Origin of the sequence: Pseudochrobactrum sp. B5 (assembly GCF_001939785.1) — a bacterium.
GTDB lineage: Bacteria > Pseudomonadota > Alphaproteobacteria > Rhizobiales > Rhizobiaceae > Pseudochrobactrum > Pseudochrobactrum saccharolyticum.
Genome location: NZ_MOYL01000006.1, coordinates 280,811 through 294,042 on the forward strand (window position 1 = coordinate 280,811; position 13,232 = coordinate 294,042).

Below are 13,232 nucleotides of genomic sequence, written 5' to 3' on the forward strand. Positions count from 1 at the left end.
ACAATGAATAATAAGATTTGATAATTGTACTCTGGACGATTGTGAGAAAAATGCTCACAAGCAAACCAAACTGAGCTATGCACACAGCGGTGTGATTCGTGATCGGACTGGTATTGTAGTATCAGGATGAAACAATGCCTGACCGGCCGATCGGAAAAGCGGTAAAAGCCGACGAGTAACCACATACATTGTGTATTGTGGTTTGAGATTGGCATGAGGCATATGGAGGAGCATTGAGACCCTATGCGTGAGCTGACAGCCGGACCCCGGATTTTGCTCAAGCGTCTTCGCGCTTTAATGGCGGAAGCGCTCGAACCGCAGGAACGTCTTGACCGTATCGTGCGCGAAATCGCGCAAAATATGGTGGCGGAGGTCTGTTCATTCTATGTGCTCCGATCTGATGAAATTCTTGAGCTCTATGCAACCGAAGGTCTGAATCCGCAGGCTGTGCATCTGGCGCAACTGCGTCTGGGGCAGGGGCTTGTCGGTACGATTGCTGCAACCGCGCGCCCGCTCAATCTGACTGATGCGCAGAGCCATCCGGCTTTCACTTATCTGCCAGAAACCGGCGAAGAAATTTATAACTCCTTCCTCGGTGTGCCGGTATTGCGCGCAGGCCGGACGATGGGCGTTCTGGTTGTGCAGAACCGCACCAAGCGTGCTTATCGCGAAGATGAGCTGGAAGCTTTGGAAACAACCGCCATGGTGCTGGCGGAAATGGTTGCCGCAGGCAATCTCACCCGCCTTGCGCGTCCCGGTGTGGAGCTGACCAACGGGCGTTCTGTCAGCTTCAACGGTCACGCCTATAATGATGGCGTAGGTCTCGGACATGTGCTGCTGCATGAGCCGCGCATTGTTGTGACCAATCTCTTTAATGAAGATATTGAGCATGAGATCACCCGTCTTGATGAGGCGATGGGGTCTTTGCGTCTCTCGATTGACGATATGTTATCGCGCCGCGATGTGGCGGTAGAGGGTGAGCATCGGGATGTGCTTGAAGCCTATCGGATGTTTGCGCATGACCGTGGTTGGATGCGCCGTCTTGAGGAAGCAATCCGCAACGGCCTGACCGCAGAAGCAGCGGTTGAAAAGGTGCAGAGCGATACGCGCGCACGGATGATGCATCTGAGCGATCCTTATATGCGTGAGCGTCTCAGTGATTTTGACGATCTTGCCAATCGTCTGATGCGGCAGCTGATGGGCTATGACCCGAAAACCGCTGCGGAAATGATGGCGAAGGATTCAATCATTGTTGCCCGTTCCATGGGGGCTGCGGAATTGCTGGATTATCCGCGCGAGCGTGTGCGCGGTCTGGTGCTGGAAGACGGCGCAACGACAAGCCATGTTGTGATTGTCGCGCGTGCCATGGGTATTCCGGTGGTCGGGCAGGCCAAAGGCGTAGTTGCACTGGCTGAAAATAATGATGCGATCATTATTGACGGCGAAGATGGCCGTGTTCATCTGCGGCCGCAGTCTGATGTTGAAGCAGCCTATGCGGAGAAAGTCCGCTTCCGCGCTAAAAGACAGGCGCTTTATCGTGAGTTGCGCGATAAGCCGACGATTACCAAAGATGGTCAGCCGGTTTCCTTGCTGATGAATGGCGGGCTGATCGTTGATCTGCCGCAGCTGAAAGAATCCGGTGCGGATGGCGTCGGCCTGTTCCGCACAGAGCTGCAATTTATGGTGGCTTCCACTTTCCCGCGTTCCGGCCAGCAGGAAAAGCTCTATCGCGCAGTGCTGGAAGCGGCGGGTGATAAGCCGGTAACCTTTCGCACACTGGACATTGGCGGTGATAAGGTTCTGCCTTATTTCCGCTCCAACGCGCATGAAGAAAATCCGGCGATGGGCTGGCGGGCGATCCGCCTTGCTCTGGACCGGCCAGGTCTGATGCGTACGCAGTTGCGAGCGCTGCTGAAAGCTGCGGGCGGTCGTGAATTGCGCATTATGTTGCCGATGGTGACGGAAGTGGCAGAGGTGAAAGCGACCCGCGAGATTATCGAGCGGGAAGTCAATTACCTGACCCGTTTTGATTATCAGCCGCCGAGCAGCCTGAAAGTAGGGGCGATGATCGAGGTGCCGTCACTGTTGTGGCAGCTGGATGAGCTGATGCGCGAAGTGGATTTCGCCTCGGTAGGGTCGAATGATCTGTTCCAGTTCATTATGGCGGTTGACCGTGGCAATGCGCAGATTGCGGATCGTTTTGACCAGTTGTCTCCGGCATTTTTGAGAGTATTGCAGCAGATTGCCGAAGCGGGCAAGCGCCACAATAAACCGGTGACACTCTGCGGTGAAATGGCGGGTAAGCCATTAACTGCGATGATGCTGGTGGGGCTGGGCTTCCGCTCGATCTCAATGTCTGCGGCGGCAATCGGACCGGTGAAAAATATGCTGTTGTCGCTTGATGCGGCGCAGCTGAATACGGTTCTGAGCGACCTCGTGCAGAGACCCGATGCAAACGGATCAATCCGCGAGCATCTGGTTCGTTTTGCAACCGAACAGGGCATTCCTCTGTAAAAGACCACTAAAAGCGCTGACATTTGTGCAGAAAATTTCGCAATCAGGCATTTCCGTTTGATTGCGAAATGCTTTATGGGTGCCCTCATCAAGCTGAAAACTGAATTTCAGACATATAATTATATTATCAGGATTATCGCATGGTCGCGCTTCCGCAAGACAGAATGGATCAGTTGTTAAAGCATTTTGTCATGCTTGAAGCGCAGATGGCGAATAATCCTTCGCCGGAAACCTATGTCAAACTGGCGTCGGAATATTCCGAGCTGCAAGATGTGGCGCTGAAAATCCGTGAATTGCAGGCTGCCCGTCAGGAACTGAGCGATCTGGTTTCCATGCGTGATGATATGTCAGGCGATGCAGAAATGCGCGCTTTGGCTGAAATGGAAATTCCGGATACGGAAGAAAAAGTCGAGGCGCTGGAAGCCGAAGTCCAGATTTTGCTGCTGCCGAAAGATGCGGCGGATGAGAAAAACGCTATTCTGGAAATTCGTGCCGGTACCGGCGGTTCCGAGGCGGCCTTGTTTGGCGGCGATCTCTTCCGCATGTATGAGCGTTATGCAGCGGATAAAGGCTGGCGTGTGGAAGTTGTCTCCGCCAGTGAAGGCGATGCCGGTGGTTTTAAGGAAATCATTGCGACAATTTCCGGTAAGGGTGTGTTTTCCAAGATGAAATTTGAATCCGGTGTGCATCGCGTGCAGCGCGTGCCGGAAACAGAAGCCAGCGGACGTATTCATACCTCGGCGGCAACGGTGGCTGTGCTGCCGGAAGCGGAAGATATTGATATTGAAATCCGCAATGAAGATATTCGTATTGATACGATGCGCGCGTCCGGTGCCGGTGGTCAGCACGTCAATACCACGGACTCGGCCGTACGTATCACCCATATTCCGACCGGGATTATGGTGGTGCAGGCAGAAAAATCGCAGCACCAGAACCGTGCGCGTGCGATGCAGATCTTGCGTGCCCGTCTTTATGACATGGAGCGCCAGCGTGCAGAGAGCGAACGCTCGGAAGCGCGGCGTAGTCAGGTGGGCTCCGGCGATCGTTCAGAGCGCATCCGCACTTATAATTTCCCGCAAGGTCGTGTGACGGATCACCGGATTAATCTCACACTCTATAAGCTTGACCGCGTGATGATGGGCGAGCTTGATGAGCTGGTGGATGCATTGATTTCGGATCATCAGACCGCATTGCTGGCGGAATTGGGTGATAATTGATCGCCGTTATGACTAAACCGGAAACTACAAATAATACGCTTGGTCAGCTTTTAGCCCATGTGCGGCTTGAGTTGCGACAGGCAGAAATTGACGGTGCCGAGCTGGATGCACGCCTGCTGGTGCAGCATTTTACCGGTGCAACGCTGACAGATTTTGTGATCCGTTCGGATACAGAAGTCGCGCCGGATGTGACGGAGCAAATGCTGGGTGCAATGCAGCGCAGGCTGGCCGGTGAGCCGGTACACCGAATCATCGGTGAGCGCGAATTTTATGGTCTGAGCTTTAAATTAAATGCCGATACGCTTGAGCCGCGCCCTGATACAGAGGCGCTGATCGGGCTGGTATTGCCGTTTCTCGAACAGAGAAGCTCGGAAAAGGGCTTCGTTGATCTTCTGGATATGGGCACCGGTACGGGGGCAATTGCGATTACCTTGTTGCATGAAATAAAGACCGCGCGCGGCGTTGCTGTTGATATTGCTGAAGGCGCCCTGCAAGCGGCACGGATCAATGCAAAATTGGCGGGTGTTTCATCACGTCTGGCTGTTCTGAAAAGTGACTGGTTTGGTGCCGTTCGCGGAAAATGTGACCTGATTGTCTCGAATCCGCCCTATATTCCGGCAAAAACAGTGCTTGAACTGGACAGGGAAGTTAAAGATTACGATCCGCGCCGTGCTCTGGACGGCGGAGAAGACGGATTAAATTTTTATCGTGCTCTTGCAAAGCACAGTGGCGCCTACCTACATGATAATGGTATAGTTGCTGTGGAAATCGGGGCAGGACAGGCGGATGATACGGAGGCAATTTTTGCACAATATTCATTCCGTCTGACAAGCGTAGCCGAAGATTTGGCCGGTCATAAACGGGCATTGTCATTTCAGCGTTGACTTTAATGTTTAATATGCCCAAAAAAGACTTGGAATTTACGGCAAACACGTCTAATTTCCTGTCACCGCTACTGCATCGCATGTCCTGTAGGATGGATGAAAGATGCGGTAACAATTCGGACTAATGCGTAATCTCATTTTTAAACCGGCAGTGATTTAAAGAATTATGCATTGGTATGTCGGACAGGGTTGTCAGCCTGAAATTATATGTTTGAATTTGTATCTTTATAAAACCGTGTTATGCGACGCGAAATTATGAGTGATTCAGACATTTTGATCAGCAGCTGTCCGGTGGTTTTTCAACCGACCTCCTTTGCGGAGTTGCTGACACGGCAGCACAAAACTTAAATTAAAATTATACGCTGAAAGTGCGGGGCGCGCTTTCTGTTATTGTAGTTATGAAGTCGCTCAGCCCTTTCAGCTGAAATGATTTCTTCGCCCCTAATCTGAAAAGAGATGAGTATGAGGCCAGGACAGCAGAACAGGCGCATGCGTGGACGGGGGAATAATAACCGTAAGGGCCCTAATCCTCTTTCCCGTAATTACGAAAGTAACGGACCTGATGTAAAAATCAGGGGTAATGCGCAGCATATTGCCGAAAAATATATGACTTTGGCCCGTGATGCGCAGGCGACCGGCGACCGGGTGATTGCAGAAAATTATTTGCAGCACGCTGAACATTACAATCGCATTATTCTGGCGGCACAGGCACAAAATCCTGCGCCGGTGCAGCGCGATGAAGCTTTTGATGATGACTTTGATGATGAAGAAGGTATGGAGCAGGGGCATTCCGGCCAGTCCGTATCGCATCAGGAAGTTTATGATGGCAGCGGCCCGCAGCCTGTGATCGAAGGCACGCCTGCTGAAGTCATGTATGGCGAAGAAAATTCCCGTTCTTCCAACCGTAATAACCGTCAGCAGAATAATCGTCAGGATCGCGGCGACCGTAATGATCGCAATGATCGTAACGACCGCAACAATGACCGTCAGGGTCGCATGCAGCGTCCGCGCCGTCATCAGCGCCCGGAATATGGTGCAGATCAGGGACAGGAAGCGCCGGTTGCAGCCGCACAGGTGCCTTTTGACCAGTCTGCTGAACAGCCGGTTGTCACGTCAAACTTTGCTGAACCGGTTGTGACTGAAGTTGCGGAAGCGCCTGTTACCCGCCGCCGTCCGCGCACCGCAGCGCCTGTTATGCAGGACGGTGATGATGCACCGGCAGTTGAAGCGAAGCAGGATGTTGTTGCTGAAGCAACCGGTGCGGATGAAGCACCGGCACCGCGCACCCGCCGTGTTCTGCGCCCGCGCCGCACGACAAGCCGTGCAGCGAAAGCTGATGGTGAAAATCAGGATCAGGATACCGCTTTTGCTGAAACAGAATAATCTGTTTGCATAAGAGAGAATAAAAACCGGCAGGGAAATCTGCCGGTTTTTTTATGTGCGGGGGGCATGACTGCGGCTTTGCATAACTGTGGGCGGGGCTTAACCCCTGTTGTGATAATAATTTTTCACCTTCATGCTTTCAGCCCTTGCAGGGAGAGGGCTATCGCCCCATATCCCTTGTGACAGGATGCCGGAGCAATTTATTCCATGCATTTCCAGTGAAACTGGTTCTGATTTTTGCCAGAATATTTTGTCCCGTTTATCTAAATCTTCTGAATAATGGTTCCTGCCTTTAAGGGGGAGCCGTCACCCATGATCTGTCGGTGCCTTGAAGGGCTGGCGGGCGAAAAGGAGACACTATGAACATTGAAAAATACAGCGAGCGCGTACAGGGTTTTCTCCAGTCAGCGCAAAGCTTTGCATTGAATTCTGATAACCAGCAATTTGCCCCTGAACATCTGCTGAAAGTCTTGGTGGATGATGAAGAAGGTCTGGCTTCCGGCCTGATCGAGAGGGCAGGCGGTCGCCTTGCTGATCTTAAGCTCGGATTACAGAGTGCCTTGGCTGCACTGCCGAAAGTAACCGGCGGTAGCGGACAGCTATATCTGTCGCCTGCACTTGCAAAAATCCTGACCACTGCGGAAGAACTCGCCACCAAAGCCGGTGACAGCTATGTCACGGTTGAGCGTCTGCTCACCGCTTTCACACTGGAAAAAAGCGCAAAAACCTATGAAATTCTGACACATGCCGGTGTCACAGCCAAAGCTTTGAATGAGGTGATTAATCAGATGCGTAAAGGCCGGACTGCCGATAGTGCTTCTGCCGAAGCCAATTTCGAAGCGCTGAAAAAATATGCCCGTGACCTGACCGAGGATGCGCGTTCCGGTAAGCTTGATCCGGTGATTGGCCGTGATGAAGAAATCCGCCGTACCATTCAGGTTCTGTCGCGTCGTACCAAGAATAATCCGGTGCTGATCGGTGAACCGGGTGTGGGTAAAACCGCGATCGCCGAAGGTTTGGCACTGCGTATTGTCAATGGAGACGTGCCGGAATCGCTGAAAGACAAGCGGTTGATGGCGCTGGATATGGGTGCGCTAATTGCCGGTGCGAAATATCGCGGTGAATTTGAAGAACGCCTGAAAGCTGTGCTGACGGAAGTTGAAGCGGCTGCCGGTGAAATCATCCTGTTCATCGACGAAATGCACACTCTGGTCGGTGCCGGTAAATCGGATGGCGCGATGGATGCGTCCAATCTGCTAAAGCCTGCGCTTGCCCGTGGTGAATTGCACTGTGTTGGTGCAACCACATTGGAAGAATACCGTAAATATGTTGAAAAAGATGCGGCGCTTGCCCGTCGTTTTCAGCCGGTATTTGTCAATGAGCCAACCATTGAAGATACGATCTCGATCCTGCGCGGTCTGAAGGAAAAATACGAGCAGCACCATAAAGTGCGTATCTCGGATTCTGCTCTGGTATCAGCCGCAAGCTTATCGAACCGCTACATCACGGATCGTTTTCTGCCGGATAAGGCAATTGACCTTGTGGATGAAGCGGCTGCACGTTTGCGTATGCAGGTGGATTCCAAGCCGGAAGAACTGGACGAGATGGATCGCCGTGTCATGCAGCTGAAGATTGAGCGTGAAGCGCTCAAGCTGGAAACGGATACGGCTTCGAAAGACCGGTTGCAGCGTCTTGAAAAAGAGCTGACCGATCTGGAAGAGGAATCCGCTGAGCTGACTGCCAAATGGCAGGCAGAAAAGCAGAAACTCGGCCATGCGGCAGATCTGAAAAAGCAGCTTGAAGATGCGCGTAATGCTTTGGCGACTGCCCAGCGTAATGGTGAATTCCAGAAAGCCGGTGAACTGGCCTATGGTACGATCCCGCAGCTGGAAAAACAGCTGAGCGATGCGGAAGCACAGGAAAATACCGGCACAATGCTGGAAGAAACTGTGTCGCCGGATCATATTGCGCAGATCATTTCCCGCTGGACCGGTATTCCGGTTGACCGGATGCTGGAAGGCGAACGGGAAAAACTGCTGCGGATGGAAGACGAACTCGGCAAGCGGGTGATCGGTCAGGGTGAAGCGGTGCAGGCGGTCTCGCGTGCGGTGCGTCGTGCCCGTGCCGGTCTGCAGGATCCGAACCGTCCGATCGGCTCGTTTATCTTCTTAGGGCCGACCGGTGTTGGTAAAACAGAACTGACCAAAGCTTTGGCCACATTCCTGTTTTCCGATGAAACGGCCATGGTGCGGATTGATATGTCCGAATTCATGGAGAAACACTCGGTTGCCCGTCTGATCGGTGCCCCTCCGGGCTATGTCGGATATGAAGAAGGCGGTGTGCTGACAGAAGCTGTGCGTCGTCGTCCGTATCAGGTGATCCTGTTCGACGAGATTGAAAAGGCACATCCGGATGTCTTCAACGTGCTGTTGCAGGTGCTGGATGATGGTCGTCTGACCGATGGTCAGGGGCGTACGGTGGATTTCCGCAATACGCTGATTATCATGACCTCCAATCTTGGTGCGGAATATCTTGTTGCACTGAATGAAGATCAGGATGTGGATAGCGTACGTGAAGAAGTTATGGGCGTTGTCCGTGCATCTTTCCGTCCGGAATTCCTCAACCGCGTGGATGAGATTATTCTGTTCCATCGCCTGCGCCGCTCCGAAATGGGTGCGATTGTCGATATTCAGCTGGCAAGGTTGCAGAACCTGCTGAGTGACCGCAAGATCACGCTGGATGTTGAGGATGATGCCCGTAACTGGCTGGCCGATAAGGGCTATGATCCTGCTTATGGTGCCCGCCCGCTGAAACGGGTGATCCAGAAACAGGTACAGGACCCGCTCGCCGAGAAAATTCTTGGCGGCGATATCCTCGATGGTTCGGTTGTGGATATTTCGGCCGGATCAGACCGGCTGGTTTTCCAGCCTAAGCCGAAACACTGAGCTTCAGGGGTACAATACACCTTGATTGAGTGAAGAGATGGCAAGCGGCATCACTGAATGTGGTGCCGCTTTTTCATGGGCGCTTTGGCTTTATTGAGTTGTCGCATGCTCGCGGACGCTCAATGAGTCCATTGAGCTGCGTCATGCTTTATAAAAAATATCTGTTGCGGATTGTCTTCTTCATATGCAGTTAAGTTATTAACCATAAAAATGGCCTGATCTGTGACTAAGGCATTTCAGGTCAGGCGACTGGCTGAAGAAACAAGATTTGCGCTTTAAAGGGTGTGGTATGCATAAAATGCGGGGAATTCTACGGAAGACTTATCTCGGACTGTCGGTGACAGCGCTGACGGGTCTGACAGCGGCGACCGCTTATGCGTCCCCTTTTGATATTGGTGGTTCTGCTTCCGGTGAGGAGCGTCCCGTGTTGATGGCACAGCTTTATGATCCGGGTGAAGTTATTTATCAGGATAATAAAGTACGGGTCTATATTGATGCTTCAGGGCGTCAGGTGACCATGGATAATAGCGGCAAGATTTTGCGTATTCAGGAACAGCCGGGCGGCTATCCGCAACAGCCTCCGCAGCAGCCGGATTCTAATGATAACTGGACATTGAACGGACCGGTTGGTGGCGGCGTGCCTTATGACGGCTTTGCCAATGTGCCGGATGATGCCGGTACGGATTATTTTCCGGCAGCACCGCGCGGCAATACGGGTGTGAATAATGCAGCAGTTGACCGTTCTGCTTTGCCGGATGTTGGTGCTGCACCGTCACCGGATGATAATGATTTCAAACCGGCGATTGAAGATCCTTACGGGCAATATCCGAACACGTCCTCCGGCATGTCCGGTTCACAGACACCGTCAGTTGTGATGCCGAAAGGTCAGGGCGCGAAAGCTAAATTTGCAGCCTATCAGATCATGCTGGATCGTGCCGGTACATCACCGGGCGTGATCGACGGCAAAGCAGGCAGCAATGTTGACAAGGCGGCCGCGTCCTATCTGGAAGTAACAGGTCTGAGCATTAATCCGGCAGATGAAACGCAGGTCAATGCCCAGCTCGAAGCCACAGGCGGTCCTGCTTTCACAGAATATACGATTACCAATGAAGATATCGGGCGTTTTTATCTGGCTTCTGTCCCCAATGATTACAGCGAGAAGGCAAAGCTGCCGGAAATGGCCTATGTCTCGCCGCGTGAAATGCTGGCTGAAAAATTCCACATTGATGAAAACTATCTTCAGGAAATCAATCCGGGGATCAGTTTCCGCCAGCCCGGTGAAGTGATCCGTGTGCCTAATTTGGGCAAGCAGAAGCGTGCGCCTATTGCCAAAATTATTGCGGATAAGGCTCGTAAACAAGTGCGCGGCTATGATGCAAACGGCAAACTGGTTGTGGCTTACCCGTCGACAATCGGTTCGGCGGATAATCCTTCGCCGTCCGGCATTGTGACGGTTGAGCGTATCGCGACCAATCCGAATTACACCTATAATCCGAAGATTAATTTTAAACAGGGTAATAATGACAAGGTGCTGATTGTGCCGCCGGGGCCTAACGGGCCGGTGGGTACTGTGTGGATTGCACTGTCAAAGCCGACTTATGGTATTCACGGCACCCCTGATCCGTCCCGTATTGGTAAAACAGCCAGTCACGGTTGTATCCGCCTTGCCAACTGGGATGCGGAAGAACTGGTCAAGCTTGTAAAACCCGGAGTGACCGTGGAGTTTACGGAATAAGAAATAAAAAAGCGGCCTGAAGGGCCGCTTTTTTATTCTATAAAATTATCAGCTTTTTGCCTGAGATGTATTGGCAACCTTGGCAGGGGCATCTCCCTTACCATCCAGCAGCTGATCAATACGGTTACGTTCACGCGTAAAGACTTCCAGCTGTTTTCCGCCCAGAGACTGACTTTGCGGCATACGGATACGCATCGGATCAACTTTCGCGCCATTCACAATCACTTCGTAGTGCAAATGCGGGCCGGTCGATAGACCGGTTGAACCAACATAACCAATCAGCTGTCCCTGACGAACACGTGCGCCGGGTGTAATGCCGGAAGCAATCGCGTTCTGGTGGTTGTAACTGGTCTGATAGCCGTTGCCATGACGGATAATGGTCTGATTGCCGTAACCATTGGCCCAACCGGCTTTTTCAACAACACCATTACCGGCAGCGAGAATCGGGGAGCCGCGCGGAGCACGCCAGTCGACACCTGTATGCATACGGACATAACCGAGAATAGGATGACGACGTCCGCCGAATGGCGAACCGAAAACACCGTTCGGAACCGGTTTACGGATCAGGAATTGCTGGGCACTGCGGCCATTCTCATCATAAAATTCCACGCCGCCTTCCGGCGACTGGTAGCGGTAGAATTTTTTGGTCGTGCCGCCCATATTGGCGCTGACATAGAGCAGTTGAGATTCTTCATTGGCGCTTTCGGAATCTTCCGGCAGGGAGAAGAATGCTTGAATCGCATCGGAGCGGGTGATCTTGGATTGCAGATCGACATCATTCGCCAGCATTTTTATCAGCTGCCGCGCCATATCATTGGTCATGCCATAGGCAAGAGCTGCTTTATAAACGGCATCATAAACAGATGGCAGCTCACCGCGGATTGTCGGCGGCGGTGCATTATCATCAAATGCAGTTTGCAGAAGCGGGGTCATTTCCGGTTCATCAGACGGAACATACTGGTTTTGATCGTCGAGAGCGACCGTAACAATATGGGTTGTTCCGTTATAGAGTGTCACACGGACAATATGATCTTCTTCTTCAGAAGAGGTCACGCCCACACGCAATACGCTGCCAGCCTTCAGGCGCGGCGAATTCATCAGCTTGCTCAGGGCTTCAGCAATATTATCCGCATCTTCCCCTTCATAGCCGCTCTTATTCAGAGCATCGATGATTTTCGAATCCGAACGGAAAGGAATAATATCTTCGGAGAAGCCGGTATTGGTTTCGCCATCGAGAAGGCGGTTGCTGACGCTGACATTTTCCTGCGTGATACGTACGCCAAGCGGTTGTGTCAGCGTATAAGGGGAGTCACCACTATTACCAAAGCGCAGAGGATCGACATAATGAAGAGACGCGATCTGCACATCGCCGTCAGTCAGCAGCTGACCGGTGCTGCGGACGACTTTTTCAACTTCGTCGCTGGTAAGATCTGATGCTGAATCATAATTTCCGGCATTAACCGGAAAATCGATTGTGCGCAGACTGATTTCACTTTCAACTTTCGCGCCGTAAATTTGTCCGGTATTCGCAGCCTGTACCTGCTGTTTGGCACCGTCAGAGAAAACAGCCATAGCATCAAATGCCGGATATTGGCGGCTTGCCGGATGATCGGCGGCCAAAGCCATGCGGACATATTCAAAAGGTTTAGTACGGATAACCTCGCGCTCACCAACTTTCTGCATGGTTGAAACTTCCATGCGGCGGCGGTCGCGGCTTTTTTGTTTCGTGACAGTTGCAATAACGCGGTTGCCCTTGGTGCTGTCCTGAGCATCCGATTTAGCCGGCATTTCTTCTTTTGTAACAAGCTCCGGCGGTGTCGCTAATTGCTGACGTCCGTCGAGCGCTGCAAAGAGTGCAACACCAATGAGTAATGAAGCTGTAATGCCGGTCAGAAAAGTACCGGCCAGCCACCGCGCAGAAACCTCACGCCGATCCGGTGGTCCGCGACGCCCGTCCGTGATGAGCGGCGGCTCATCTCCGGGGTCGCTGGAGTTGGTCACGATCTGCTGATTCATGCCGCGCAGTACCATTCCTTATTATATATTGCGCACCGCAGGCTGCGGAAAAATCTGCGTAATATTGAATTACCTCAGGTGAGGAGCAAAGTTTTGCCTGTGCATACCGGTCAAGTCAATGAGAAGACGGCAAACAATCTGGATATGTGGAATCATTCCACGATTATTCGCCTTATTTAAACCGGAGCACTGAACCTATTTCATTTCAGATGTGTGCGTACGACCGGAATGGGGCGTGTTTATGATCGCTGCATTATTAGGCTGTGAAAAGCACTATATATAATGAGCATCAATGCTCTCATGAAAAACACTGTTTTGGACATGGATTCGGGTGTGAGGTGAATGATTCCGCGTTTTGATTCTGAATTTGTGAGTCGAAACAAGGGTTTGGTGCTTTGATTTGATATATTTGGCTGGGTTTTTGGGATGGTTTGGGGAGGAAATGGGTGTTGGAGCGGTGTGGTGAGGGGATAAAGCGGGGTGATGGGCGCTGTTTTTCGATTTTTGTTATAAAAATTCCATAAAAGGTGTTTTGGCG

8 protein-coding genes are annotated in these 13,232 nt (G+C 52.0%); 6 read left to right on the top strand and 2 right to left on the bottom strand.

Annotated features, from left to right (window positions below; all coding sequences use genetic code 11):
- Positions 1-243: 243 nt before the first annotated feature.
- The 6 genes from ptsP (at position 244) to BKD14_RS17045 (ending at position 10,678) form a co-directional block, all read left to right on the top strand.
- The gene (ptsP, locus tag BKD14_RS17020) at positions 244-2,514 is read left to right on the top strand and encodes a phosphoenolpyruvate--protein phosphotransferase (protein ID WP_075657341.1); all 2,271 of its coding nucleotides are present in this window, start codon (positions 244-246) and stop codon (positions 2,512-2,514) included.
- A gap of 140 nt (positions 2,515-2,654) precedes the next feature.
- On the top strand, positions 2,655-3,731 hold the full coding sequence (gene prfA, locus BKD14_RS17025) for a peptide chain release factor 1 (protein ID WP_075657342.1): 1,077 nt from the start codon (positions 2,655-2,657) through the stop codon (positions 3,729-3,731).
- Between the two features lie 8 nt (positions 3,732-3,739).
- Positions 3,740-4,615, top strand: coding sequence for a peptide chain release factor N(5)-glutamine methyltransferase (prmC, locus tag BKD14_RS17030; RefSeq protein ID WP_075657373.1), 876 nt, complete (start codon positions 3,740-3,742; stop codon positions 4,613-4,615).
- A gap of 462 nt (positions 4,616-5,077) precedes the next feature.
- Complete coding sequence (locus BKD14_RS17035; RefSeq protein ID WP_083647252.1) at positions 5,078-5,998, top strand: DUF4167 domain-containing protein; 921 nt, start codon at positions 5,078-5,080, stop codon at positions 5,996-5,998.
- Between the two features lie 359 nt (positions 5,999-6,357).
- Positions 6,358-8,943, top strand: a complete 2,586-nt coding sequence (gene clpB, locus BKD14_RS17040; protein WP_022711252.1) for an ATP-dependent chaperone ClpB — start codon at positions 6,358-6,360, stop codon at positions 8,941-8,943.
- Between the two features lie 298 nt (positions 8,944-9,241).
- On the top strand, positions 9,242-10,678 hold the full coding sequence (locus tag BKD14_RS17045; protein ID WP_075657374.1) for a L,D-transpeptidase: 1,437 nt from the start codon (positions 9,242-9,244) through the stop codon (positions 10,676-10,678).
- Positions 10,679-10,726: 48 nt separating this feature from the next.
- Here BKD14_RS17045 and BKD14_RS17050 read toward each other — a convergent pair whose 3' ends face one another.
- A complete protein-coding gene (locus tag BKD14_RS17050) occupies positions 10,727-12,694 on the bottom strand; it encodes a M23 family metallopeptidase (RefSeq protein ID WP_075657375.1) in 1,968 nt (655 codons plus the stop codon).
- A gap of 298 nt (positions 12,695-12,992) precedes the next feature.
- Positions 12,993-13,232: hypothetical protein (locus BKD14_RS19465; protein ID WP_210215524.1), on the bottom strand; the 240-nt coding region annotated here is incomplete at its 5' end.